Below are 23,284 nucleotides of genomic sequence, written 5' to 3'. Positions count from 1 at the left end.
GTTGCGTCTCATTGCGCAACCGCCCCGTGTCGTCCCGGGCGTGGGTAGGGTGGGCCGCATGGGTGAGGAGCGGCGTGTGCACCTGTCGAAGGCGGCACCGGAGGTCTATCAGGCGATTGATGCGATGGCCAAGCAGGTCGGGGCTCTCGCCGCGGATGCCGGCGTCGAGCCGCGCCTGAAGGAGCTCGTGCAGCTGCACGCCTCGCAGCTCAACGGCTGCGCCTACTGCGTGCGTGTGCACCTCGACCGCGGGATGAAGGCGGGGCTCGACGTCGACACGGTCGCGCAGTTGCCGACGTGGCGCGAGTCGGGCGTCTTCACGGAGCGCGAACGTGCGGCGCTCGAGCTGACCGAGTCGCTCACGTTCATCCACGAGGAGGGCGTCTCCGACGAGGTCTACGACCGGGTCGGGTCCGTCCTCTCCGAGGCCGAGTACGTCGCGGTGAGCTGGATCGTCATCTCGATCAACGCGTTCAATCGCCTGGCCATCGCCGGACGGTACCCGGTGCCGCCCCGCACCGCGCCGACGCCGTGAGCGAGGCCGGCGGTCTCGTCGCCGGAGCGGTGAACTTCCGCGATATCGGCGGGCTGCCCGCGGGTCGGCGGGTGACCCGCAGCGGTGTGCTGTTCCGCTCCGGCAACCTCGCGCGCCTGGACGAGCGGACTCGTCGCCGCATCTCCGAGCTCGGCCTGAGACGAATCGTCGACCTGCGCGACGACGACGAGGTGCGCGCCGATCCGACGTTTCTCGGGCCGGACGGGCCGGCGACCGTGCGTGTGCCGCTGTTCCTCGGATCCGTCGCATCCTTCTTCGCCGAGGACGTCAGTCTCGCCGAGATGTACGACCGGCTCATCGACGACGCCGCACCCGCGCTCGCGACCGTCGCTCGATCGGTGGTGGAGGAGCAGCCGGTCCTCGTGCACTGCACGGTGGGCAAGGATCGCACCGGCGTCTCGATCGCGCTGATCCTCGCGGCGGCGGGCGTCGACGAGGATGCCGTGGTCGCCGACTACGCGCGCACCGCCGCATCCTTGCCCGCCGCGCGCAACCGTCAGGTGGTGGCGTGGCTGCGCGCGGCCCATCCCGAGGCCCGCCACGCCGTGGAGCTCGCCACGGCGTCACCGGCTCCCGTCATGCGAGCTCTGCTGGGCCGGCTGCGTGCACAGTACGGATCGGCCCTCGACTACCTCTCCGCCGCGGGGGTCGGCGACGCCGAGCTCGTCGAGCTGCGCCGCATCCTCATCGCGTAGCGGTCGGCCAAGGTGAGGCATACCTTCCTTGGGAGGCGTATACTCGCCTCATCATGCCCGAGAACGACGTCCACAACGCGAACGCGTGCCGTGCGTCCAAGCACGCCCGCGCGCAGCATCTGGTGACCGCTGACGAGTCGTCGCTCGACGACCTCGAGATGCTGCTCGCGACGCTGCCGATGTGTTCGACCGGTCGGGTGTTCGTCGAGGTTCCGGACGCGGCGCACGTCGCCGAGATCCGTGTGCCTGCGCGCATGACGATCACGTGGTTGACGCGCGACAGCCGCTCCGGAGCGCCCGGCACCGGACGCTCGTGCGCGCCCGGCGAGGCGCTCAGCCGGGCGGTCGTGGCATGGGCCGACGAGATGCTCTGCGACGACGACGGATGCGGCACCGCGGTCACCCTGCTCGGTGGCTACCTCGGCACCGCCGACATCTTCGACCACCTGGTCGAGCGCCGCGGCATCGATGCCGCCCGCATCCACACGCCCGCGCGCTTCGGCCTCGCCACCGCCTGAGCGCCCCCGCTTCCGCGGCGCGGCGCCCCTCCTGCGCAGGAGAAATCCCCTCGACAGGATGATCGGCGCGGAATCATCCTGTGGGAGGGATATCTCCTGTCGAACGAATGCGGGAGTCAGCGGGGGATGTAGTTGCCGTCGGCGAGGCCCGCTTCGATTTCGAAGCGGTTCTGCAGCGGATCGCGTCCGGCGAGGCTGTAGAGGATCGGCATCAGCATCCCGAACCGACGCCACTGACGCTCGTGCACGGACTCGTGCGCGAGCAGCCTGTCGTCGATGCGGCCGTCGCCGGTGAGGAAGCAATGGCCGACGCACACCCCGCCGCGCGGGAACGCCCACGACGGCATCCCGCGGAACACGAACAGGCGGCCGCGCCGCTCGATGCGTCCACGGCTCCAGAGCGTTCCCCAGATCCACCCGACCGCGCATCCGTAGGCGTAGCCCAGCGCGCTGATCGGCGAGTCCAGGAGGAAGGACGGGATCCATCGCTCCACCGCACGCGATCGCGCCACGGCGCGGTCGGCGCGTTGCTGCCACCCGGCGGGCGGTCGTGCGGCGCTCACGCGAGGGCTCCGACCAGTCGCAGCAGAGTCCCCATGTCCTCGCTCGCGGCGGCGGGGGATGCGGGTGCGAACCCCGCGAGCGAGGAGCCGGCCAGCGGCACCGCCTCGCGCAGCGCCTTCAGCGCCGTCACCAGTTCGGCCAGCGAGGCGCCGAAGGGCTCGGAGTCCTTCACGCCGGGCATCTCGGCGGGATCGAGTGCGTCGACATCGACCTGGACGTGGACCGCGTCGACGCCGAGTCGCTGAACGGTCCGGGCGAGAACGGTGGGATCGGAGAGTGCTGCCGCATCGATCACGGTGAGGGAGTGCGCATCGATGTACTCCCGTTCGGCCTCATCGACGGCGCGCGCAGCGACGAGGACGACGTCGGCCGCGGCGACGGTGCCCGCAGGCAGAGCGAGATCGGGAGCGCCTTCTCCGAGCACGGCGCGCAGCGCCATCCCGCCGAACGCGTGCGAGCTGGAGGATTCCGGCGTGTGCAGATCGGGGTGCGCGTCGACCCAGACGACCGCGATGCGACCGACGCGCGCCGAACGCTCGACGGCCGCGACGCCGACGGCGCAGTCGCCGCCCACGGTGAGCGCGCGCTCATCGGATGCGGCGAGAGCCTCGCGCAGGTCGTGCTGCACCTGGCGCAGCGCGCTGTAGCGATGCACGCCGGTGCCGAGCGCCTCGCCCGCTCCGAGCGGAACCGGCACGCTCGTGCACGCCGCACGTGGCAGATCGCCCGCGATGGCCTCCGCGCCGTCCACGAGCTGCATCGCGCGCGCGGAGGGCGAGCCCTGCCACACGGGTGTGATGAGGAACCGTGTCATCTCGACTCCCGGATGGGGGAGGGGCCGCGCCGGGCGCGGCCCCTCCGTCTTCTCACTGCTGGTGCTGCTGGGGCAGCTGCTGCTGCTGACCGAGCTCGTCGCCGGCCGCTCCGGCGCCGAGGGCGCCCTGCGCGGACCCGCCCGCCTTCAGCGCGGCCAGGCGCGCCTCGACCTCGGTCAGCTCACCGACGTCCTCGAGGCTCTCGAACTGGGCGTCGAGGCTGGATGCGGCGAGCTCCGCCTTCCCCGCGGCCAGCGCTTCCTGCCGACGGATCTTGTCCTCGAAGCGGCCGAGCTCGCTCGTGGGGTCGAGGACGTTGACGCTCTTGATCGCATCATGCACCTTGTTCTGGGCCTCGGCGACCTTCGCCCGCGCGAGGAGCTCGCTCCGCTTGGAGCGAAGCTGCTCGAGCTTCTGCTTCATGCCGTTGAGGCCGTCCTTGAGCTTGTCGACGACCTCGGTCTGTGCGGCGATCTGCGGAGCGGAGGCCTTGGCCTCGTTCTCCTCGGAGATCTGACGCTGCAGGGCGATCTTCGCGAGGTTGTCGAACTTGTCGGCGTCGGTCGTGTTGCCGGCGCGGCGCATCTCGTCGGCGCGGCGGCTGGCGGCGAGCGCCTTGCTGCCCCACTCGGCCGCGGCCTGCACGTCCTCCTGGTGGTCGCGCTCGAGAAGACGCAGGTTGCCGATCGTCTCGGCGATCGCCGCTTCCGCGTCGGCGATGTTGTTCGTGTAGTCGCGGACGAGCTGGTCGAGCATCTTCTGCGGATCCTCGGCCTGGTCGATCATCGCGTTGATGTTCGCCCGGACGAGGGTGGAGATGCGTCCGAAGATGGACTGCTTGGCCATCGTGTTTCCTTTCGTCGTGGTTCGTGAAGTCCGTCAGAATCTGCCGCCGCTGCCGCCGCGGGAACCGCCGCCGCCGAAGCCTCCGCCGCTCCCGCCGCGCGAGCCGCCGCCGAAGCCACCGAAGCCGCCGCCGCCGCCGAAGCCGCCGCCACCGCCGAAGCCGCCGAAGCCGCCGCGCCGTCGACCGCCGCCGAGGGCGGAGCCGATGAGGATGCCGCCGAGCATCGCGCCGAAGTCGCCCCCGCCGGCGGATCCGCCGCCGAAGCCGGAGACGTCCGACTGGGCGGCGGAGATGGCGTCGGCTGCCAGGCGCGCGGCGCGCGAGGCCGCATCCAGCGCCTGCTCGGGCGCCACCTGCGCCTGCTGCTCGGCCAAGGCGAAGGATGTGCGGGCATCGGCGAGGCGGGTGCGGGCGGTCGCGCCGACCGCGCCGCGCCGCGACGCGATGAAGTCCTCCGCGGCACCGATCTGGGCCTGCGCGTGGGCGAGGGTCGGCGGCAGAACCTGACGGGCGTGCTCGGCGCGGGCCGCCGCGTCGCGAGCGGATCTCAGCAGTGCGTCGAGTTCGTCGTCGACCCGCTGCAGCGCCGCGAGGGCAGCCACCGGGTCTTCGTCTGTTGCGTCCAGTTGTGCGCGGGCGGCCGCGGAGGCGGCGGCGAGCCGTCCGTCCGGGTCGGGCAGGGTCTCGGCCGCGGCGATGTCCCGCGCGAGTTCGGCGCGGAGCGCCGGGATCTCCGACCGCGCGGCGGCGAGACGATCGCCGTGCGCGCCCACCGCATCCGCCAGCTGGCGTGCCTGAGCGAGCGCCTGCTCGGCGGTGCGCAGTGCGACGGCGGCTTTGCCGGTGTCTCCGGCCGTGACCGCGGCCTCGGTCGCAGAAAGCTGAGCGTCGGCGAGTGCGAGCCGGTCGGCAGCCTGCGCCGCGTTGTCGACGATGGTGCTCAGTGCCGCGGCGGGGTAGGAGGCGGCGAGCTGGGCGAAGCGCTCCTGCGCGGCCTGAAGGGCAGCGGCCGCCTCGGCGCGCGACGACCGGAGTCGTTCCCGGGTGGCAGGGAGATCCTGCTCGATGCGGCGGAGGTCGGCGAAGGCGTCCAGCTGCGCCTTCACCCGTGCGCCGGCTGCGGACGCGAGCTGCAGCGTCTGCTCGTGCCAGGCGCGCACCTGTTCGTCGGTGTCGGGGATCTCATCGTCCAGCTGCTGGCGCACCGTGAAGGCCTGATCCAACTCCGCGCGCGCCGTTGTCAGAGCCTCACGCAGAGCTCTCGTCGCCTCCTCGCCGAACTGCGCGGCGGCGAAGCCGTGCTCCTGCTCCGCCTCACGGAGGGCGTCGTCGGCTGAGACGAGAGCCGCTGCCGCGCGCGTGCCGAGATCCTCGGTGCTCTCCGCGGGGCGGGATGCGGCACGCCGGCGAGCCGCGCGGACCACGAAGTAGGCGGCCACGGCCACCAGCGCCACGACCGAGATGACGATGATGACGACGCCCACCGCGCCGCCGGAGCCGGAACCGGAGCCGGAGGAGCCCGCGCCGGGCACGACGACGCCACCGGAGTCGCCACCGCCGACGGTACCGCTGCGGGCCGCGGCCAGCCCGTCTGCGGCGGCGATCGCGGCCCCCGCCCAGTCACCGTCTCGGAGAGCCGGATACACCCAGTCCTGATCGACGGCGGTGATCTGGTCCTCGCTGAGCGGGCCAGAGGTGTCGCTGGAGAGCCAGTACTGGCGCGCGTCGACGGCGATCGCCAGCAGGTACTGGTTGGGTCCGAGGCCGCCTTGCTCGGCGGTCTGGGTCGCCCAGTCCTTCGCATCCGACGGGCTGCTGAAGCGGTCGACGTAGACGACCCACAGATTCAGGTTGTCTGTCTGGGCGAGCTGCTCGAGGCGGTCCTCGACCTGAGCCCGCTCGGCGTCGCCGAGAACCCCCGCCTCGTCGCTCACATACGACGCGCCGAGTTGCACCGGCGGCGTGGCTGCGGCCGGGCCCGCGATCAGGAAGACCGCGGCCAGCGCGGCCACCAGTGCATATGCCCAGCGCGGTCGCATCGATGGCCTCCCTCGGGGGCGGACGGCGCCCTCGTCCGAGTCTATTGAGGGCGAGTCTGTGTGCGCCATGGATGCGGGTCGCTGCCGGATATGCATCCTCCGGCTGGTTACGCTGCTCGGCGTTATGGATGACCGATACCCCACGGATGTGCTCGCCGCCGGCTGGCGAGAGCGGAATGCGAAGAGCCTCGCTGCGGTCCCCGCCGAGCGCGGGACGGTGGTCGAGGTCGCCGAGGACGGATTCTGCGGCGCCGTCACGTCGGTCGAAGGCGGGCTCGTCGAGCTGGAGGATCGCGCGGGTCGGAGACGCATGTTCTCGCTCGGTCCCGGTTTCCTCATCGACGGCGAGGCCGTCCGACTCGTCGCGCCATCGGTCGCACCGGCCGCAGCCGGGCGCGCGCGCACCGCATCGGGATCGTTCGCCGTCGCCGACAAGCGCGCGCGTATCGCCCGCCCGAGCCGCATCCTCGTCGAGGGCAAGCACGACGCCGAACTCGTCGAGAAGGTGTGGGGAGACGACCTGCGCGTGGAGGGCGTGGTCGTCGAGTACCTCGAGGGCATCGACCTGCTCTCGGACCTGCTCGAGGCGGAGCCACCCACGGCCGAGCGTCGATACGGTGTGCTCGTGGACCACCTCGTCGCGGGGTCGAAGGAGTCGCGGATCGCAGCGGAGGTCGGCCGCAGCCGACACGGAGCCCACGTGCGCATCGTCGGCCACCCGTTCGTCGACGTGTGGCAATGCGTCACGCCGCGCGCGGTCGGGATCGCGGCGTGGCCGGAGGTGCCGCGCGGCATCGACTGGAAGACGGGCGTCTGTCGCGGGCTGGGCTGGCCGGCGCGCGACAAAGCCGACCTCGCGCGCGCGTGGCAGCGCATCCTCGCCAGCGTCCACAGCTACCGCGACCTGGAGCCGGCGCTGTTGGGGCGTGTCGAGGAACTCATCGACTTCGTCACGGCCTGAGGTGCTTCGTATCCTGGGGGGATGACCGATCCCGCATCCGGCGTCTTCCGCGACCGCCCCGTCTCGTTCGTGCGCCGCAGCGGAAGGATGTCGGAGGCGCAGGAGCGCGCCTGGGCCGAGCTCGGCCCGCACCTGCTGCTGCCGGTGGCGCGGGAGAACGCCGCCACCTCGGTCGCCGCCGACGCGCAGATCGACGTGCCGACGGTGTGGGGCAGGAGAGCCCCGTTGATCGTCGAGATCGGCTCCGGGCAGGGTCACGCCATCGTGCACGCGGCGACCACGCGACCCGATGTCGACTTCCTCGCGGTGGAGGTCTTCCGCGCCGGGCTCGCGCGGACCATGCTCGACGCCGACCGTGCCGGTGCGCGCAACCTGCGCCTGGTCGAGGCGAACGCACCCGAGGTGCTGGAGCATCTGCTGCCGGCGGGGTCGGTCGATGAGGTCTGGATCTTCTTCCCCGACCCGTGGCACAAGAAGAAGCACACGAAGCGGCGACTGGTGAAGCCGGACGTCGTGCCGACGCTCGCGCGGGCGCTTCGCCCCGGGGGGATGCTGCGCCTGGCCACCGACTGGGAGGACTACGCGCTGCAGATGCGCTCGGTGCTCGACGAGGCGACGGTCTTCGACCGTGCGTTCGAGGGGGACTGGGCGCCGCGCTTCGAGGGGCGCGTCATCACGGCCTTCGAACGCAAGGGTGCGCGAGTGGGGCGCGCGATCCGCGACCTCGTCTACCGGCGATCGGCCGGCTGAGGTGCCCGCCGCGCAGACGGTCAGTCGCATTCCGCTGCGGGCATGGCCGCTCGCGGCCTCGCTGCTGGTGGCGCTCGCGGCGCCGGCCTTCTTCGTGCTCCTGACGCCCTGGCTGGGATGGAGCCTGCTCGCGGCGGGACTCGTCGCGGCTTGGTGGGCGGATCGCCGTCAGTCGCGCGAGGCCTCGCTGCTGCGCGATCTGTCACTGATCTCCGTCGGGATGCTGATCGTCAGCGCCATCCCGCTCGCCGCGGAGCTCGACGACGCCGCGATGGTGCGCTTCACCCTCGCGCTGGGCGCGGCCGTCGCGGTGCCCTATGCCGTGTCGCGGTTCGTCTATCGCGACCGCGCCATCCGTTTCCCGTGGCGCGGCGGCGGTCGATGGAGCCGGTTCCAGTGGGTGTGGCTGGTGGCGGTGCTCGTGCTCGGGTGGCTCATCCTGCCCTTCTACTTCATCAGCTCGGGGGTGTATCAGAACTGGCCCGTCGTGGACACCCCCGATCTCATCGCGCGGCTGTTCGTCGGCGTCGGGGCGGTCGGCATCTGGGACGAGCTGTTCTTCATCTGCACGGTCTTCGCGCTGCTGCGGCGCCATCTGCCGGATCCGACCGCCAACGTCCTACAGGCGATCGTCTTCGTCTCCTTCCTGTGGGAGCTCGGCTACCGCGCCTGGGGGCCCGTCCTCACCATCCCGTTCGCGCTGCTGCAGGGGTACATCTTCTTGCGCACCCGTTCGCTCGCCTACGTCGTCACGGTGCACCTGCTCTTCGACGCGGTCGTGTTCGGGGTGCTCGTCCACGCGCACAATCCGGGTCTCGTCGACGGCTTATTCCTTCTCTGAGCTTTCGCTCGGGCGCCCTCCGATAGAGTCGTCCCGGGTCCCGACCGGACCCCCGGACGACGGATCAGTACCCGGTGAGCGACAAGACTGGCCGGAAGGCACGTCATGTCGTGGGTCGTCCTCATCGTCTCGGGAGTGCTCGAGGCCGTCTGGGCCAGCGCGCTCGGCCGCTCCGAGGGCTTGTCGAAGCCCTTGCCGAGCATCGTGTTCGCGGTGGCTCTTCTGCTGAGCATGGGGGGTCTGGCGTTCGCCATGCGCGAGATCCCCACCGGCACGGCCTACGCGGTCTGGGTCGGGATCGGAGCGGCGCTCACGGTGATCTGGGCGATGGTCACCGGGGCTGAGCCGTTCACGGTCGTGAGGCTGCTGCTGATCGCCGGGCTCGTGGGCTGCGTGATCGGGCTGAAGCTCACGGGCGACGCTTCCTGACCCCGCAGGCTTTTGCTCGGCGCTCGAAGATGGGAGCATCCTGTGGGGGCCGGCATAGCCGCTTCGCCTAGGATCGCTCGCGCCACGCGGGGAGAGGAAAGTCGTGACGGTGACCGGTTCGCAACTGCATGCCGATTCGGAGAACACGCGTACGCCGCGATGGCGCCGCGCGGTGGCGGCCATACATGGCTGGGTGGATGATGCATCCCGACCCGATCCGCGTGTGCGGGCGGTTCGGCGGATCGAACTCGCCCAGGTGATGGGCTACTGGGCGATCGCCCGCGGCGTGAACCTCGCGTTCCTGCTCTTCTGGTACATGGTCTCGACGGCCGCCGGCTGGGGCTTCGGTGCGCAGGACCGACCGGTCGGGACGTTCGCCGCATTCCTGACGGGATGGGATGCGGACCGTTACGGCCGTATCTCTCTGATCGGGTATCCGCCCGTGATCCCCATCGGTCCCAACGGCAACGTGCTCGAGAACGACTGGGCCTTCCTGCCCATCTACCCGTGGCTGGAACGCGTGGTCGGCGACCTCGTCGGCTCGGACTGGCGAGCGGCCGGCATCGGACTCAGCATCTTCTTCAGCGCCACCGCGACCGTCCTGCTGTTCCTGCTGCTGCGAGCGGTCACCTCGCCGCGTCAGGCCAAGTGGGCGGTGATCTTCTTCTCCTTCGCCCCCCTGTCGTTCGTGTTCGTCATCGCTTACGCGGAATCGCTCGTGCTCACGCTGACCTTCGCCGCGCTGCTGCTGGCAGTGAAGCGCAAGTACGTGTGGATCACCCCGATCGCGCTGGTCGCGGCGTTCACGCGCCCAGGTGCCCTCGCGCTCGCCCTGGCGCTGGGCATCGTCTTCCTCGTGCGCTGGTGGCGCCGGAGGATCGACCCGTTCCCGCGCCGCGAAGTGGCGGGGCTGCTCGTGGCCGGCGGCGTCACCGCGCTCGCCGGCCTCGCCTGGTCGTGGATCGCCGATGCCTGGACCGGAACTCCCCACGCCTACCTCCTCACGGAGACGGCCTGGTGGCGTCCGTTCGTCGGCAACGGCGAGTTCCTGCCCCTCACCCCGTGGTTCCGATTCATGGGCGAGTACCTGAGCGTGTTCGGCTGGCTGCTCGTGATCGCGCTGATGGTCGGCTTCGCCCTGCTGATCTGGTCGCGGTCGGTGCGCAGGCTCGGCATCGTCGTCGCGGCATACGGACTCAGCTACGGGCTCTACATCTTCGGTGTCTTCCTGCCGCAGGCCAGCACCTTCCGCCTGCTCATGCCGATGTCTCCGCTCCTCGCGCACGAGAAGCTCTCCACGTCCAAGCGCACGCGCAACAGCATCCTGATCGTCCTCGTCGTGCTGCAGTTCTTCGCCGTCTACGGGCTGTGGACCCGCGGATACCCCTGACCCGTCGTCACGGGGTCGAAGCGGGCGGTGATAGTCTCGATCGGTACGCCTCCGTAGCTCAGGGGATAGAGCGCCGGTTTCCGGTACCGTAGGTCGGGGGTTCGAATCCCTCCGGGGGCACGGCGTACAAGAGGCCTCGATCCTTGCGCGGATCGGGGCCTTCTTCGTGCCCGACGGCGAACGGGGCGACCTGCGGGTACATGCCCAACGCGACCATTCCCGCGCCGAAAGCGAGCAGCAGAGCGATCGGCAGGGCTAGCCAGCGGTGCGCCGCGAGGGCGCCGACGGCGCACACCAGCAGCACCGCCGTGACGACGACGAAGCCCCAGAAGGACGGGACGCGACTCTCCCGGGCGGGTGGGGAGTGCAGTGCCGTGCCGACGGCGGCACCGAACTCCCGGGCGAACAGCTGCCAGAGCGCGATTAGGCACAACCCGATCGAGGCCCAGACGACCCCGGCCACGATTTCGCGCCACCTTCGGGGGCGCGCCGCAGTCGTCGGCGCGCCCCATTGCTTCGAATCCACTCGCCCCCCGCTCCCTGCGACGTTACGCTGCCGGGAACGAGCTGTCTGTCGGCCGCTTGGGGGACGCGAAGGCCGGCCGCGGGGGCGGCTCAGCGTGGCGAGTGGATCGCTCAGGACGCTTCAGTGCGGGGACGACGGCCTTGTAGGCCAGGTCGGGCTCGTTATGGTAGCCCTCGACCGCTTCGATGACCTCGCTCAACGCCGCAGGCGGCACGAGGAGCGGACTCGCCGCGTTCAAGATCGGCTATATCCCCTCGGGAACTGCCTCCATGATTCCGGCGCACCACTGCAGCCCGACCGCGGGCGGCCCTGGTATCAGGGTGTGTATTGGTCGAGCCCCGTGGTTGCCGAGAAACCCTGCGGGCGGCGGCTCGATCTGCTACCGCGGCGCATCCCGGCCGCTGGGAACGGCGACAGCGGCGGTCTTGCATTCCAGTACGCGGGAACGGGCGTTTACGCATCCGGTGTCTCACGTGGAATGCTCAACATGACGGCCTCATGCACGGGACTTCCAGGAATCGATGCCGCGTGTCGCCGCCGCATCCGGACGGAGGCAGCGGTCTCGCTGCGGCGCATCATCGATGCGTCGCGCCCCTTCGCGCAGGCCGGCTGACCGCCCGGCATGCGCGACCCGGGGACGCCAGGTCAGCGAGTCAGGGTGAGGCAGGCGCGCTCGCCGTCGGCGATGCGGCCGCTGTGCGCAAGGCGTGCCGCGGCCGAGGCGGGCTTGCGTTCGGCCTGATCGCGGATCGCGGTGTCGAACTCTGCCGCGAACTCCGCTCTCGGCAGTCGCTCGGTCACGGCGCGCAGGAGCCGCGTGTCCCATCTGGATGGTCCCGCGCCCGCAACGTCCAAGCTCGTCGCGACCTCCAGCAGGTGGCCCTCGATGTCCACGGCCGGATCGACCTCGACCCACATGTGGCGCTCGATGACTTCCTGCAGCCGGGTCCGGCGCTCGGTCGGCCAGCCCGCTCCGGCCGCGAACAGCCAGGCGGCGGCGCCTCCGGCGCTCTCGAACGGCGTCCGATGTGCGTCGAACGGTTCCGCCACCCCGATGTCGTGCAGTGCGGCGGCGACGAAGAGCAGTTCCGCGTCGTAGTCCAGGCCCTCCGCATCCGCGAGCGAACGTGCCCAGATCCAGGAGCGCAGGCTGTGCCGCAGCACGGCGGGGGAGCACCACCGCTCGGCTGCCTGCAGCGCGAGCGCGGCGGTGGCCGATGGCGGGCGCAGGAGTTCTTCGATGTCGTACGGCACGGGACTCCTCGTCTCTCGTCCCCAGTGTCGAGCACCGCTCCTCGGCTGAGCGGTTCTGCTTCCGAGGACGGCGGGATCACGTCGGGATGTGGCGTTCCTGCGCCGTCAGGGCCTCTTCCCGTTCCCGTTCCCGTTCCCGGGGCCGTTCCCGTTCCCGGGTCCGTTCCCGTTCCCGTTGTTGTTGCCGGGGCCGCGGTTGGATCCGCTGTCCGATACCGGGCCAGGCTGCGGGTCGGTGACCGGGGCGGGCTGCGGAGAGTCGGTGTCGGCGGGCTGCACGGTCTGGTCCTCTGACTCGACCGTCTCGGCGGGCGTCTGCTCCGATCCGTCGTCTGCCGGGACCGTACTCATCTGCACGGGGACGACGGACTCTTCGGCCACCGGGACCGGGGCCAGGACGCTCGTGACGCCCACCGCGGCGGCCCCGGCGATGAGGATGCCGGCAGCCGCCGTGAGCGCCACGACCCCCCGACGACGGCCTCGGGGTCGACGGGGCGGCGAAACCGGACGCGGGTCGGCGACCGGCTCCACGGCCTGCGCCGGGGGAGCCGAGAGTGCGATCGGCGAGGTCGCGACGAGCAGCGCGTCATCCAGGGGGAGCGTCGCGGCGGTCGGCGTCGATGCGGAAAGGACTCGCGCCCGCTCGAGGACCTCGCTCGCGCTCGGGCGGGAAGCGGGATCGTGCACGGTCATCGCGGTGAGCAGGGAACGCCATGCGTAGCCGATCCCCGTCGGCACATCGGGCTGGCGGGTGAGACGTGCCAACAGCATGCTCGCCGCCGGCGCATCCGCGAAGGGATGTCGGCCCGTGATGGCCTCGATGAGCAGCAGCCCGAGCGAGTAGACGTCGGATGCGGGAACCGGCGCGTGACCGCGGACCTGCTCCGGCGCGAGGTACGCGGCCGTGCCGATGACGTCGCCCGGCGTTGTCAGCCTCGTGGAGTCCACGAGGTGCGCGACGCCGAAATCTGCGAGCACGGCCTGGTAGCCGACACGGCCGGCTCTCGGGCCGCGGGGGCGGAGCATGACATTGGAGGGCTTCACGTCGCGGTGCACGATCCCCGCCGCGTGGACGGCCTCCAGCGCCGCGGCGAGATCGCTCGCCATGGCGGCGGCCTCATCGAGCCCCAGCGGGCCCTCCGCGAGACGCTGACGCAGGGTCGGGCCGGCGATGTACTCCATGACCAGGTAGCTGGGAGCCTCGGTCCCGATGCGCGCGTCGAACAGGGTGACCAGGCACGGATGCGAGAGCGAAGCGAGCATCGTCGCCTCGCCGACCTTCCGACGGTCCTCGACGCCGTCCGCCTGCTCGGAGTGGAAGAGCTTCACCGCGACATCACGGCCGAGCAGTTCGTCCCGAGCGCGGTAGACCGTGCCCATGCCGCCGCTGCCGACGCGTTCGATCAGGCGGTAGCGACCGGCGAGGAGTGAGCCGGTCCCGGCGGGAGCGGCGTCGAGGATGTCGGACACGTATCAGGCGAGGGGTTCGCCGTTGTCCGTGGTGCGACGTGTCGTGACGCGCTCGCCGCTGGCGGGGTCGACGGCCGTGCGCGAGGTCGACACGCTCGAACGGCGACGCATCACGAGGATGAGGCTGATCAGGAAGACCAGAACTCCCGCGCCCATCAGGATGTAACCGATGAGACTCAGGTTGACGTAGCCGCCGAGGTCGACGTTGACGGCGAACGCCAAGATCGCACCGATCACGAACAGCGCGATTCCGCTTCCAATACCCATGTTCACGACTCCTGCCCCGGGACCAGCCCGATAGGTGGGTTCCCGGACGGCGACGGTGGGGCCGGCGCTCGGGCACGGGCGCGGCGGGTCGCCGTGCCCCCGGTGTTCACGTTAGCCAGCGGACGGGCCGGCGGACCTGTGGTGGTCCTGCCCCGCGAAAGGGTGCATAATGCCCGCCCGTGTGGGAGGCCTCAGTCGGCCCGCAGACCCTCGAGCGCTGCGGTGAGCCGCTCTGCGAGGTACGCATGGCCTTCGGTGGTGGGATGATGGCGCCCGACCGGCCCGCTGTCGATGACCCACGGGTGGTTCTCCGGGGTGATCCACTGCTCGCCGATGGGGGAGATGTACGGCCACCCACGCGTCGCCGCCGCCCGGCTCAGCCGCTGGTCGATCTCGGCGGTCGCGGCCTCCACGGGAAGGACCTGGGGAGCGGGGCCGAGGATCACGATCTGCGCGTCGGGGTACAGCGCGCTGAGCGCGTCCCAGGCGCCGCGCACGGCCTCGTCGTAGCCGTCGAGGCGAACCTTCCGATCGTTGATCGAGCCCTGGACGACGATGAGGTCGGGCTGGTCGGACGCATCCAACTCGGCGATGCGCTCGGAGAAGGTTCCGCCGTCGATGCCCGGAACGAGGTAGCCGCTGCCTCGTGAACCGTTCACGCTCGTCTCGCCGCCCATGAGCGGACCGAGGAGGTAGGCGTAGCCCAGCGTGGGCGTGGTGGCGGCGGAACCATACGTCCAGGAGTCGCCGAGAACGAGGATGCGGGGGTGCTCGGGCAGCGAGATGGTCGACACCGGGGCGGGCGCGGCGCCACCCGCATCCGCTCGACTGACCGGGACCGATCCGGTCGCCCACGGGCGCGTCAGCGCGAGGGCGCAGATGCACGCGATCGCCGCCGCCAGCGCCGCCAGCACGGCGATCGTGCGGCGCGGCGAAAGCCGGGCGGATCGGGTCATGGCACGAGCGTACGGTGCGACGGGGCCGAGCGGGTGCACGAGAGGGATGCGGCGGGCCTCGGCGCTCGATCCGCGTGCGAGGATGGGCCGGTGCAGCGCCAAGTGAGAGCCGAACTCGACCTCGAATTGGGCTCCTCCGTCGACCTCATCCTGCAGATCGCGGTGGCGCGATCGGCGGGGGTCGTGAGCGAGCGGCTGAGCCTGGTGCAGGACGGGCGCGAGCTCGCGCCGAGGGAGCTCGTGGATGCGGCCGGCAACCGTCTGCACCGTCTGACGGGTGAGGCGGGGCCGCTTCAGGTGCGCTACGAGGCGGTCGTGGGCCCGGGCACGGCGCCTGCGACGATGGAGCTCGACACGATCGCGGCCCTGCGCCCGAGCCGCTACGCCCAGTCGGACGAGGTCTTCGCCACCGCGCGGCGACTCTTCCGCGGGTTGAGCGGTCGGGTGCTCGTGGAGGCGGTCTCCGAGTTCGTGGCCACGAGTGTCACCTATACGCCGGGGATGAGCCTCGGAACCGACAGCGCGGTCACGACCCTCGCCAGCGGACAGGGCGTATGTCGCGACTACGCCCATCTCGTCATCGCGCTGCTGCGTGCGATGGACATGCCCGCGCGGTATGTCGCGTGCTACGCGCCCCGTCTCGATCCCATGGACTTCCACGCCGTCGCCGAGGTGCTCGTCGAGGGCGAGTGGAACGTCATCGACGCCACTCGGCTCGCTCCGCGCTCCTCGCTCGTGCGGATCGGGACAGGGAGGGACGCGGCGGACTGCGCATTCCTGAGCTACCACGGCGGGTACGTGGGGCTGGAACGGCTCGAGGTGGACGCGACGGTGCAGGGCGAGCCCGGACCCGTCGACGATCACGCGGCGCTCGTCCCGATGGCCTGAGCGGGTCGGCCTGCGCGGCCGGGGCGTCACGGCGGACGAACGTAGAATGGGACGCCTATGGATCCCGAACAGCTCTCCGCCGCCCTGCACGCCGTCGTCGCACCGATCGTCGAGGCGCGACGCCCCGGTGTCGAGGTCGCGGTGTCGGACATCGTCCTCGAGCGTCCGAAGAACCGAGACCACGGCGACTGGGCGTCCAACATCGCCCTGAAGCTCGCCAAGCAGGTGGGGGCGAACCCGCGGGAGCTGGCAGCGGAGATCGCGAGCCCTCTGGGCGATGTCGACGGCATCGCCTCCGTCGAGATCGCCGGTCCCGGGTTCATCAACATCCGTCTGGATGCCGCGGCCGCCGGAGCCCTCGCCCGCGTGATCGTCGAGGCGGGGGCGGCATTCGGCTCCAACACCAGCCAGCGGGGCAACTCGATCAATCTGGAGTTCGTCAGCGCGAACCCGACCGGTCCGCTCCACATCGGACACACGCGCTGGGCGGCTCTCGGCGACGCCATCGCTCGCCTCCTCCTGGCCAGCGGCGCCACGCTCGTACGCGAGTTCTACATCAATGACGCGGGCGCCCAGATGGAGCGCTTCGGCCGCTCCGTGCTCGCGGCGGTGAAGGGCGAGCCGGCCCCGGAGGACGGCTACGTCGGCGCCTACATCCAGGACCTGGCCGAGCGCGTGCGTGCGGCGGACTTCAACGGCCAGCCCGGCGGCGTGCTGTTCGCCTCGGCCGAGGAGCAGCTGGCCTTCACCACTGAGCTCGCGTACGCCCTTCAGCTGGGCGAGATCCAGGCTTCGCTCGAACAGTTCAACGTCCACTTCGACGTCTGGTACTCCGAGCGCGTGCTGCACGCCGGGTCGCCGAGTCTCGTCGACGAGGCGGTCGAGCGCCTGCGGGAGCAGGGGCATGTCTTCGAGCAGGACGACGCCGTCTGGGTGCGCACGACCGACTTCGGCGACGACAAGGACCGCGTCATCCGTCGCTCGAACGGCGAGTACACCTACTTCGCGGCGGATGCGGCCTACTACCTCAACAAGGGCGATCGCGGTTTCGCGCACAAGATCTACCTGCTCGGCGCCGACCACCACGGCTACGTCCACCGACTCAAGGCGCTCGCCGGTGCGGCGGGCGACGATCCCGAGAAGGACATCGAGGTGCTGATCGGCCAGCTCGTCTCGATCAACGGCGCGCGTCTGTCCAAACGTGCGGGCAACATCATCGAACTCGACGACCTGCGCGCCTGGCTCGGCACCGATGCCCTGCGGTACTCGCTGGCTCGTTACCCCGCCGACTCCCCGCTCACGCTCGACCCCGAGATCCTGCAGAAGCGCACGAACGACAACCCCGTCTTCTACGTGCAATACGCCCATGCGCGCACCCACAACGTGGCGCGCAACGCCGCCGCATCCGGGGTGGAGCGCACCGCGTTCGCGCCCGAGCTGCTCACCCACGAGACCGAGTCGGCGTTGCTCGGCGCACTGCAGGAGTTCCCGCGGCTGGTCGCCTTCGCCGCAGACCTGCGCGAACCGCACCGGATCGCCCGATACCTCGAGGAGCTCGCGGGGCTCTATCACCGCTGGTACGACAACTGCCGTGTGATCCCGCTCGGCGACGACGAGGTGACCGACCTGCACCGCACGCGTCTGTGGCTCAACGACGCGACGGGCCAGGTCCTGCGCAACGGGCTGGACCTGCTGGGCGTCAGCGCGCCCGAGCGGATGTGACATGAGCGAGGTGATGGGGCTGTTCGAGGACCAGGACGACGCGCCCCGCACCGTGCGCCGGCGCCGCCGGTGGCCGTGGCTCGTCGCAGTGCTGGTCGTTCTGCTTCTCATCGTCGCCGCGTTCTTCGCGGGGGAGTGGGTGGCGCGCGACCTCGTGGCGAAGGCCGTCAAGCAGCAGCTCGTGTCGCGACTCGATCTCGCCGCGGATCAGCAGATCGATGTGGACATCGCGGATCCCTCGTTGCTGCTGGATCTTGCGCTGGGTGAGGTGGGTCAGGTGCGCATCTCCGCCGACGACGTGACGATCGGAGACTTCACCGGCAACGTGTCGGTGACCCTTCGCGATCTCGGCATCCGCGCTCCCTTCACGCTCGGCTCCGGAGAGGCGACGGTGTCGCTGAATGCCGACCAGCTGCGTCCACTGCTGGTCGAGGCCGCGCCGGTGTCCGTCGACGGCCTCACGATCGCCCAGCCCGACGTGAGCGCCTCGACCCAGCTGTCCGTGCTCGGCCTCGCGGTGCCGGTGGACGTGGTGCTCACCCCGTCGGCGGCGGACGGGCAGCTCGTGCTCACGCCGGTTTCGCTGAGCGTCGCCGGCGCCGAGGTGACCGCGGACGGCCTGCGCGCGCAGTTCGGCTCCGTCGCCGATCCTCTGCTCGCCGGGTATCGGGTGTGCGTCGCGCAGTACCTCCCTCGCGGCCTCACGCTCAGCCAGGTCGCGGTGCAGGACGATCGGCTCGCTGCCGACTTCGACATCGCGGGCGAGCTGCTCACCGATGCCGGCGCGCGGGAGAAGGGCACCTGCGCCTGACGCATGGCGGGAGCGGCATAGGCGGTGCCCTAGACTTCAAGGGACTCGCGTCGGGGTGTCGTGACGGCTCCGCCGCCGCTGAGAATCCCGCCGCCCTTCACCACCGATTGGGTCTCGTAGTGTCCTCCTCGCACGACCGCGCTGCCGCCGAAGAGTGGCTCCTCGTGCCGGACGACGCGAACGACCTCGCGCCCGTCGTGTGGCCCGGATCGGCGTCGCGCCGCGACGGCCGTCTTCAGATCGGCGGAGTGGATGCGGGAGAGCTCGCCGCACGCTTCGGCACTCCGCTCTACATCCTCGACGAGAACGAGGTGCGAGGCCGCGCCCGTCGCATCCTCGCCGCCTTCCAGCGGGCCGCGGGAAGGCACGGTGCGCAAGCGCGCGTCTATTACGCGGGCAAGGCGTTCCTCTCCGCGGCCGTGGCGCGGTGGGTGCTCGAGGAAGGGCTGCGCATCGACGTCGCGAGCGCGGGCGAGCTGGCGGTGGCGTTGGCCGCCGGCGCGGATCCGTCGCTGCTGGGCCTGCACGGCAACAACAAGTCCGCGAGGGAGCTGACGCGGGCCGTCGAGATCGGAATCGGCACGATCATCGTGGACAGCGTCGACGAGATCGTGCGCCTCGCCTCGGTGACCGATGGCGCCGCCCGCCGCCAGCCCGTGCTGATCCGTGTGAACACCGGGATCCACGCCGAGACCCACGACTTCCTCGCGACAGCGCACGAGGACCAGAAGTTCGGCTTCTCCCTCGACGGTGCACGGGAGGCCGCGGCTCTCCTGCGCGCCATCCCCGGCGTCGAGCTCGTCGGCCTGCACTGCCACATCGGCTCCCAGATCTTCGGGTCGGACGGCTTCGCCGCATCCGCCGAGCGGCTCGTCGCCCTCCACGCGGAGCTCGGCGGTCTCGACGTGCTGAACCTCGGCGGCGGCTTCGGCATCGCCTACACGCGCGATCAGCAGCCCGCCGTGATCGAAGAACTCGCCGACGCCATCGTGGACGCGGTCGCGGCAACCTGCGCGCGCCTGGACGTGCCCGTGCCGACGCTGGTGTTCGAGCCCGGACGAGCGATCGTGGGGACGGCCGGTGTGACGCTGTACGAGGTCGGCACGGTCAAGCCGGTCCTGCTCGACGACGGTCTCGTGCGCACCTACGTCAGCGTCGACGGTGGCATGAGCGACAACGCCCGTCCGGCGCTCTACGGCGCCGACTACTCCGCCCGTATCGCCTCCCGCGTGAGCGATGCGGCTCCCGCCCTCGTGCGGGTGGTCGGTTCGCACTGCGAGTCGGGCGACATCGTCGTCAACGCCGAGTACCTTCCCGCCGACGTCGCCCCCGGCGACCTGCTGGCGGTGCCGGCGACCGGCGCCTACTGCTTCTCGTTGTCGAGCAACTACAACTACATGCCTCGGCCCCCTGTGGTCGCGGTGCGTGACGCCGAGGCGCGTGTCATCGTGCGCGGCGAGACGGTCGACGACCTTCTCGCCCGCGATGCGCTCCTCGCGCAGAAAGGTGATTCATGATCGACCATCGCCACCTCCGCGTCGCTCTGCTGGGAGCCGGCGCCGTCGGGTCGCAGGTCGCCGCCCTCCTGCTCAAGCACGGTGATGAGCTCGCGGACCGCGCGGGGGCGAGTCTCCAGCTGGCCGGCATCGCCGTGCGCGATGTCGACGCTCCGCGCGATGTGGAGCTTCCGCAGGAGCTCTTCACGACCGACGCCGAGTCGCTCATCGTCGGCGCCGACATCGTGATCGAGCTCATCGGCGGCATCGAGCCGGCGCGGACCCATCTGCTGCAGGCGATCAACTCCGGCGCGGACGTCGTGACGGCCAACAAGGCCCTGCTGGCGACCCACGGCTCCGAGATCTTCGACGCCGCCGACCAGGTCGGCGCGCAGGTGTACTACGAGGCGGCCGCAGCCGGCGCCATCCCGATCATTCGCCCGCTGCGCGACTCGCTCGCCGGTGACCGCGTTCAGCGCATCATGGGCATCGTCAACGGGACCACCAACTACATCCTCGACCGGATGGACACCGAGGGCGCGGAGTTCTCCGACGTCCTGGCGCAGGCGCAAGCCCTGGGATACGCCGAGGCGGACCCGACCGCCGACGTGGAAGGCTACGACGCGGCACAGAAGGCGGCCATCCTCGCCTCGCTCGCGTTCCACACGGCCGTGCCGCTCGAGTCCGTCCACCGCGAGGGCATCACCGCGATCACGACGCAGATGATGGATGCGGCTCGTCACGCCGGCTACGTCATCAAGCTGCTCGCGGTGTGCGAGCGGCTGACCGGTCAGGATTCGCCGACCGGCGAGGCCATCTCGGTGCGGGTGTACCCGGCGCTGGTCCCGCGCTCGCACCCGCTCGCGAGCGTCCACGGTGCCAACAACGCCGTCTTCGTCGAGGCGGAGGCGGCCGGTTCGCTCATGTTCTACGGCGCCGGCGCGGGCGGCGTGCAGACCGCATCCGCGGTGTTGGGCGATGTCGTGTCCGCGGCGCGTCGCCACATCGCCGGCGGCGTGGGGGTGGGGGAGTCCACGCGCGCGAACCTGCCGGTCCTGCCGATCGGTCACGCACAGACGCGCTACCAGATCACGCTCGAGGTCGCCGACCAGGCGGGCGTGCTCGCGCATATCGCCGGCACGCTGAGCGAGGGGCACGTCTCGATCGCGACGGTCGAGCAGACGGTCATCGCCGAGGACGGCGCAGACTCGGGCCGGGCACGCCTGGTCATCGGAACGCACAAAGCACGCGAGCAGGATCTCAGCGACACGGTCGATCGACTCGCGCACAGCGACGTCGTCGAGCGGGTCGTCTCGGTCCTGCGGGTAGAAGGAGACTGACATGGCACACCTCTGGCGCGGAGTCCTCCGCGAATACGCCGACCGCCTCGGCGTGACCGACGCCTCCACGGTGGTCACCCTCGGCGAGGGCGGCACCCCGCTCATCCCGGCACCGGCGCTGTCGCACCGCACCGGTGCCGAGGTCTGGGTCAAGTTCGAGGGCATGAACCCGACCGGCTCGTTCAAGGACCGCGGCATGACGGTGGCGCTCTCGCGCGCCGTGGAGCACGGGGCCAAGGCCGTCATCTGCGCCTCCACGGGCAACACCTCGGCATCGGCCGCCGCCTACGCCGCGCACGCCGGCATCACCGCGGCCGTGCTCGTGCCCGAGGGCAAGATCGCGATGGGCAAGCTGAGCCAGGCCGTGGCGCACGGCGGCAAGCTCATCCAGATCCGCGGCAACTTCGACGACTGCCTGGAGATCGCGCGCGAGCTCGCCGCGAACTATCCGGTGCACCTCGTCAACTCGGTCAACCCCGACCGCATCGACGGTCAGAAGACGGCCGCATACGAAGTCGTGTCCCAGCTGGGCGACGCCCCCGACTTCCACATCGTCCCCGTCGGCAACGCGGGCAACTACACCGCCTACACCCGCGGCTACACCGAAGAGGCCGAGCGCGGCGTCTCCACCAAGGTGCCGCGGATGTTCGGCCTCCAGGCCGCCGGCTCCGCACCGCTCGTGCGCGGCGAGGTCGTCAAGAACCCCGAAACGGTGGCCAGCGCCATCCGCATCGGGAACCCCGCATCCTGGCAGTTCGCCCTCGAGGCGCGCGACGCCACGGACGGCTGGTTCGGCGCGATCGAGGACGACCGCATCCTCGCCGCGCAGAAGCTGCTGAGCGAGACGGTCGGCGTCTTCGTCGAGCCCGCCTCGGCGATCTCCGTCGCGGGTCTGCTCGACCGCGCCGAGGCCGGAGTGATCCCCGCGGGCGCACGCGTCGTGCTCACCGTCACCGGTCACGGTCTCAAAGACCCGCAGTGGGCGTTGCGCGACGCGTCCGGCGGCGAGGTCGCCCCCACCGTCGTGGACAACTCCGTCTCGGAGGTCGCCTCGGTGCTGGAGCTCGCCCCGCAGGGCTCTCGATGACGGTCGCCGTGGGCCGCGCGGTGACAGTGCGCGTGCCTGCCACGAGCGCCAATCTCGGGCCCGGCTTCGACACGCTCGGCCTGGCGCTGAGCGTCTACGACGAGCTCGAGGTCGAAGCACTCGAGCCGGGTCTGCTCGAGATCGAGGTCGACGGTGCCGGCGCCGATCAGGTGCCGCGCGATGCGTCGCATCTCGTCGTGCGGGCCATCGCGTACGCCTTCGCGGATGCGGGTCGGCCCATGCCGGGTCTGCGCCTGCGCGCGCGCAACGTCATTCCCCACGGGCGGGGCATGGGCTCCTCCGGTGCCGCCGTCGTGTCGGGGCTCCTGGCCGCCAAGGGTCTGCTCGAGGGCGACGTGGATCTCGACGCCGACACACTGCTGCGGCTCGCCACGGAGCTCGAAGGTCACCCCGACAACGTCGCCCCCGCACTCTTCGGCGGTCTCACGATCGCGTGGGTCGACGAGGGCGGTCCGCAGCACAAGAAGCTGCTCGTGCACCGCGGTGTGTCCCCCATCGTCTTCGTGCCCGAGTTCACGATGTCGACCTCGGTCGCGCGGGGCCTGCAGCCCGACCAGTTCTCGCGCGCAGACGCGGTCTTCAACGTGTCGCGCTCGGCGCTGTTGATCGCGGCACTCACGCAGAGCCCCGAACTGCTCATGGCGGCCACCGAGGACAAACTGCATCAGAGTTATCGCGCGGCGGCCATGCCCGAGACGGATCGCCTCGTGCAGGCGCTGCGTCGCGAGGGGTTCGCGGCGGTCGTCTCGGGAGCGGGGCCGTCCGTGCTCGTGCTCGCCGACGGTCCCGGACGCCGTCTGGAAGCCGCCCAGTTGGTCGCCTCGCACGCGGACACTCCGTGGGAGGCGCTCATGCTCGCGGTCGACTTCAAGGGTGGTACAGTGAGGGACAACGCGGAGGGTGCCACGTCACTGGCGTGAATCTGGCCTCCGTCGCAATCTGCGAACCGGCCGCGTGACCCCTGCACTCATACCCGCGACACATCCCCGCGATGCGGTCGCGCGTATCCCGAGCATGCGCTGGGTGTAGACGAATGCCTGT

General features: G+C 70.9%; 23 protein-coding genes, 1 tRNA gene and 1 riboswitch. Of the genes, 16 read left to right on the top strand and 8 right to left on the bottom strand.

Going from position 1 to position 23,284, the window contains the following annotated elements; translation table 11 throughout:
* Positions 1 to 58 precede the first annotated feature (58 nt).
* The 3 genes from LXM64_RS11650 to LXM64_RS11640 are packed head-to-tail and all read left to right on the top strand — an operon-like array spanning position 59 to position 1,769.
* Entirely contained in the window at positions 59 to 535 is a 477-nt protein-coding gene (locus LXM64_RS11650; protein ID WP_234073338.1) for a carboxymuconolactone decarboxylase family protein, read from the top strand.
* The gene (locus LXM64_RS11645; protein WP_234073337.1) at positions 532 to 1,251 is read left to right on the top strand and encodes a tyrosine-protein phosphatase; all 720 of its coding nucleotides are present in this window, start codon (positions 532 to 534) and stop codon (positions 1,249 to 1,251) included. Before LXM64_RS11650 ends, LXM64_RS11645 begins: the two co-directional genes overlap by 4 nt.
* A gap of 53 nt (positions 1,252 to 1,304) precedes the next feature.
* Complete coding sequence (locus tag LXM64_RS11640) at positions 1,305 to 1,769, top strand: SIP domain-containing protein (RefSeq protein WP_137416442.1); 465 nt, start codon at positions 1,305 to 1,307, stop codon at positions 1,767 to 1,769.
* Positions 1,770 to 1,885: 116 nt separating this feature from the next.
* Here the strand turns inward: LXM64_RS11640 and LXM64_RS11635 are convergent, their stop codons facing one another.
* Genes LXM64_RS11635 through LXM64_RS11620 form a run of 4 tightly spaced genes read right to left on the bottom strand, consistent with a single transcriptional unit; the run spans position 1,886 to position 6,034 of the window.
* Positions 1,886 to 2,332, bottom strand: coding sequence for a Fe-S oxidoreductase (locus LXM64_RS11635; RefSeq protein WP_234073336.1), 447 nt, complete (start codon positions 2,330 to 2,332; stop codon positions 1,886 to 1,888).
* The gene (locus LXM64_RS11630; RefSeq protein ID WP_234073335.1) at positions 2,329 to 3,147 is read right to left on the bottom strand and encodes an arginase family protein; all 819 of its coding nucleotides are present in this window, start codon (positions 3,145 to 3,147) and stop codon (positions 2,329 to 2,331) included. Before LXM64_RS11630 ends, LXM64_RS11635 begins: the two co-directional genes overlap by 4 nt.
* A gap of 52 nt (positions 3,148 to 3,199) precedes the next feature.
* Positions 3,200 to 3,994, bottom strand: coding sequence for a PspA/IM30 family protein (locus tag LXM64_RS11625; RefSeq protein ID WP_137416444.1), 795 nt, complete (start codon positions 3,992 to 3,994; stop codon positions 3,200 to 3,202).
* Between the two features lie 33 nt (positions 3,995 to 4,027).
* On the bottom strand, positions 4,028 to 6,034 hold the full coding sequence (locus tag LXM64_RS11620) for a TPM domain-containing protein (protein WP_234073334.1): 2,007 nt from the start codon (positions 6,032 to 6,034) through the stop codon (positions 4,028 to 4,030).
* A 124-nt stretch (positions 6,035 to 6,158) separates the two neighbouring features.
* Between LXM64_RS11620 and LXM64_RS11615 the strand changes: the two genes are divergently transcribed.
* From LXM64_RS11615 to LXM64_RS11590, 6 genes are all read left to right on the top strand, one after another.
* Positions 6,159 to 6,995: a DUF3097 family protein gene (locus LXM64_RS11615; protein ID WP_234073333.1), complete on the top strand. Its 837-nt coding sequence runs from the start codon at positions 6,159 to 6,161 to the stop codon at positions 6,993 to 6,995.
* A 21-nt stretch (positions 6,996 to 7,016) separates the two neighbouring features.
* Positions 7,017 to 7,745 carry a tRNA (guanosine(46)-N7)-methyltransferase TrmB gene (trmB, locus tag LXM64_RS11610; protein ID WP_234073332.1) on the top strand — a complete coding sequence of 243 codons (729 nt, stop codon included), beginning with the start codon at positions 7,017 to 7,019 and terminating at the stop codon, positions 7,743 to 7,745.
* A gap of 1 nt (position 7,746) precedes the next feature.
* Complete coding sequence (locus LXM64_RS11605) at positions 7,747 to 8,586, top strand: CPBP family intramembrane glutamic endopeptidase (protein WP_419144835.1); 840 nt, start codon at positions 7,747 to 7,749, stop codon at positions 8,584 to 8,586.
* A gap of 32 nt (positions 8,587 to 8,618) precedes the next feature.
* Positions 8,619 to 8,682, top strand: a riboswitch (guanidine-III (ykkC-III) riboswitch).
* A gap of 9 nt (positions 8,683 to 8,691) precedes the next feature.
* Positions 8,692 to 9,015: a DMT family transporter gene (locus LXM64_RS11600; RefSeq protein WP_137416448.1), complete on the top strand. Its 324-nt coding sequence runs from the start codon at positions 8,692 to 8,694 to the stop codon at positions 9,013 to 9,015.
* 193 nt (positions 9,016 to 9,208) lie between these two features.
* The gene (locus LXM64_RS11595; RefSeq protein ID WP_234073331.1) at positions 9,209 to 10,405 is read left to right on the top strand and encodes a hypothetical protein; all 1,197 of its coding nucleotides are present in this window, start codon (positions 9,209 to 9,211) and stop codon (positions 10,403 to 10,405) included.
* Positions 10,406 to 10,452: 47 nt separating this feature from the next.
* Positions 10,453 to 10,525, top strand: a tRNA-Arg gene (locus LXM64_RS11590).
* Positions 10,526 to 11,576: 1,051 nt separating this feature from the next.
* On the opposite strand, the gene LXM64_RS11585 is transcribed toward LXM64_RS11590, so the two are convergent.
* The 4 genes from LXM64_RS11585 to LXM64_RS11570 all read right to left on the bottom strand — a co-directional run bounded on the left by LXM64_RS11585 (position 11,577) and on the right by LXM64_RS11570 (position 14,878).
* Entirely contained in the window at positions 11,577 to 12,185 is a 609-nt protein-coding gene (locus tag LXM64_RS11585) for an HD domain-containing protein (RefSeq protein WP_234073330.1), read from the bottom strand.
* A gap of 105 nt (positions 12,186 to 12,290) precedes the next feature.
* The gene (locus LXM64_RS11580; protein ID WP_234073329.1) at positions 12,291 to 13,655 is read right to left on the bottom strand and encodes a serine/threonine-protein kinase; all 1,365 of its coding nucleotides are present in this window, start codon (positions 13,653 to 13,655) and stop codon (positions 12,291 to 12,293) included.
* 3 nt (positions 13,656 to 13,658) lie between these two features.
* A complete protein-coding gene (locus LXM64_RS11575; protein WP_137416451.1) occupies positions 13,659 to 13,922 on the bottom strand; it encodes a DUF6458 family protein in 264 nt (87 codons plus the stop codon).
* 191 nt (positions 13,923 to 14,113) lie between these two features.
* Positions 14,114 to 14,878 (bottom strand): SGNH/GDSL hydrolase family protein, encoded by a 765-nt coding sequence (locus LXM64_RS11570; RefSeq protein WP_234073328.1) that lies wholly within the window; start codon positions 14,876 to 14,878, stop codon positions 14,114 to 14,116.
* A 90-nt stretch (positions 14,879 to 14,968) separates the two neighbouring features.
* Between LXM64_RS11570 and LXM64_RS11565 the strand changes: the two genes are divergently transcribed.
* The 7 genes from LXM64_RS11565 to thrB all read left to right on the top strand — a co-directional run bounded on the left by LXM64_RS11565 (position 14,969) and on the right by thrB (position 23,163).
* Positions 14,969 to 15,766, top strand: coding sequence for a transglutaminase-like domain-containing protein (locus LXM64_RS11565; protein WP_234073327.1), 798 nt, complete (start codon positions 14,969 to 14,971; stop codon positions 15,764 to 15,766).
* Between the two features lie 57 nt (positions 15,767 to 15,823).
* Positions 15,824 to 17,488 (top strand): arginine--tRNA ligase, encoded by a 1,665-nt coding sequence (locus LXM64_RS11560; RefSeq protein WP_234073326.1) that lies wholly within the window; start codon positions 15,824 to 15,826, stop codon positions 17,486 to 17,488.
* Between the two features lies 1 nt (position 17,489).
* A complete protein-coding gene (locus LXM64_RS11555) occupies positions 17,490 to 18,299 on the top strand; it encodes a DUF2993 domain-containing protein (protein ID WP_234073325.1) in 810 nt (269 codons plus the stop codon).
* Positions 18,300 to 18,418: 119 nt separating this feature from the next.
* Positions 18,419 to 19,816: a diaminopimelate decarboxylase gene (gene lysA / locus LXM64_RS11550; RefSeq protein ID WP_234073324.1), complete on the top strand. Its 1,398-nt coding sequence runs from the start codon at positions 18,419 to 18,421 to the stop codon at positions 19,814 to 19,816.
* Complete coding sequence (locus LXM64_RS11545) at positions 19,813 to 21,135, top strand: homoserine dehydrogenase (protein WP_234073323.1); 1,323 nt, start codon at positions 19,813 to 19,815, stop codon at positions 21,133 to 21,135. The genes lysA and LXM64_RS11545 overlap by 4 nt, the downstream gene beginning before the upstream one ends.
* Position 21,136: 1 nt before the next feature.
* A complete protein-coding gene (gene thrC, locus LXM64_RS11540) occupies positions 21,137 to 22,222 on the top strand; it encodes a threonine synthase (RefSeq protein WP_137416457.1) in 1,086 nt (361 codons plus the stop codon).
* The gene (gene thrB / locus LXM64_RS11535; RefSeq protein WP_234073322.1) at positions 22,219 to 23,163 is read left to right on the top strand and encodes a homoserine kinase; all 945 of its coding nucleotides are present in this window, start codon (positions 22,219 to 22,221) and stop codon (positions 23,161 to 23,163) included. Before thrC ends, thrB begins: the two co-directional genes overlap by 4 nt.
* Positions 23,164 to 23,284 lie beyond the last annotated feature (121 nt).

The sequence above is a fragment of the Microbacterium binotii genome, assembly GCF_021398715.1.
Classification (GTDB): Bacteria; Actinomycetota; Actinomycetes; order Actinomycetales; family Microbacteriaceae; genus Microbacterium; species Microbacterium binotii_A.
The sequence above is the reverse complement of the archived record's forward strand: the minus strand, read 5'-3'. Positions and strand labels throughout refer to the sequence as shown.

Excerpts from the sequence above, each read along its gene's own strand:
- LXM64_RS11640 (WP_137416442.1), top strand. The coding sequence starts at position 1,305 with ATGCCCGAGAACGACGTCCACAACGCGAACGCGTGCCGTGCGTCCAAG.
- LXM64_RS11620 (WP_234073334.1), bottom strand. The coding sequence starts at position 6,034 with ATGCGACCGCGCTGGGCATATGCACTGGTGGCCGCGCTGGCCGCGGTC.
- LXM64_RS11575 (WP_137416451.1), bottom strand. The coding sequence starts at position 13,922 with ATGGGTATTGGAAGCGGAATCGCGCTGTTCGTGATCGGTGCGATCTTG.
- LXM64_RS11615 (WP_234073333.1), top strand. The coding sequence starts at position 6,159 with ATGGATGACCGATACCCCACGGATGTGCTCGCCGCCGGCTGGCGAGAG.
- LXM64_RS11625 (WP_137416444.1), bottom strand. The coding sequence starts at position 3,994 with ATGGCCAAGCAGTCCATCTTCGGACGCATCTCCACCCTCGTCCGGGCG.
- LXM64_RS11560 (WP_234073326.1), top strand. The coding sequence starts at position 15,824 with ATGGATCCCGAACAGCTCTCCGCCGCCCTGCACGCCGTCGTCGCACCG.
- thrB (WP_234073322.1), top strand. The coding sequence starts at position 22,219 with ATGACGGTCGCCGTGGGCCGCGCGGTGACAGTGCGCGTGCCTGCCACG.
- LXM64_RS11650 (WP_234073338.1), top strand. The coding sequence starts at position 59 with ATGGGTGAGGAGCGGCGTGTGCACCTGTCGAAGGCGGCACCGGAGGTC.
- trmB (WP_234073332.1), top strand. The coding sequence starts at position 7,017 with ATGACCGATCCCGCATCCGGCGTCTTCCGCGACCGCCCCGTCTCGTTC.
- LXM64_RS11545 (WP_234073323.1), top strand. The coding sequence starts at position 19,813 with ATGATCGACCATCGCCACCTCCGCGTCGCTCTGCTGGGAGCCGGCGCC.
- LXM64_RS11630 (WP_234073335.1), bottom strand. The coding sequence starts at position 3,147 with ATGACACGGTTCCTCATCACACCCGTGTGGCAGGGCTCGCCCTCCGCG.
- thrC (WP_137416457.1), top strand. The coding sequence starts at position 21,137 with ATGGCACACCTCTGGCGCGGAGTCCTCCGCGAATACGCCGACCGCCTC.
- LXM64_RS11600 (WP_137416448.1), top strand. The coding sequence starts at position 8,692 with ATGTCGTGGGTCGTCCTCATCGTCTCGGGAGTGCTCGAGGCCGTCTGG.
- LXM64_RS11555 (WP_234073325.1), top strand. The coding sequence starts at position 17,490 with ATGAGCGAGGTGATGGGGCTGTTCGAGGACCAGGACGACGCGCCCCGC.
- LXM64_RS11570 (WP_234073328.1), bottom strand. The coding sequence starts at position 14,878 with ATGACCCGATCCGCCCGGCTTTCGCCGCGCCGCACGATCGCCGTGCTG.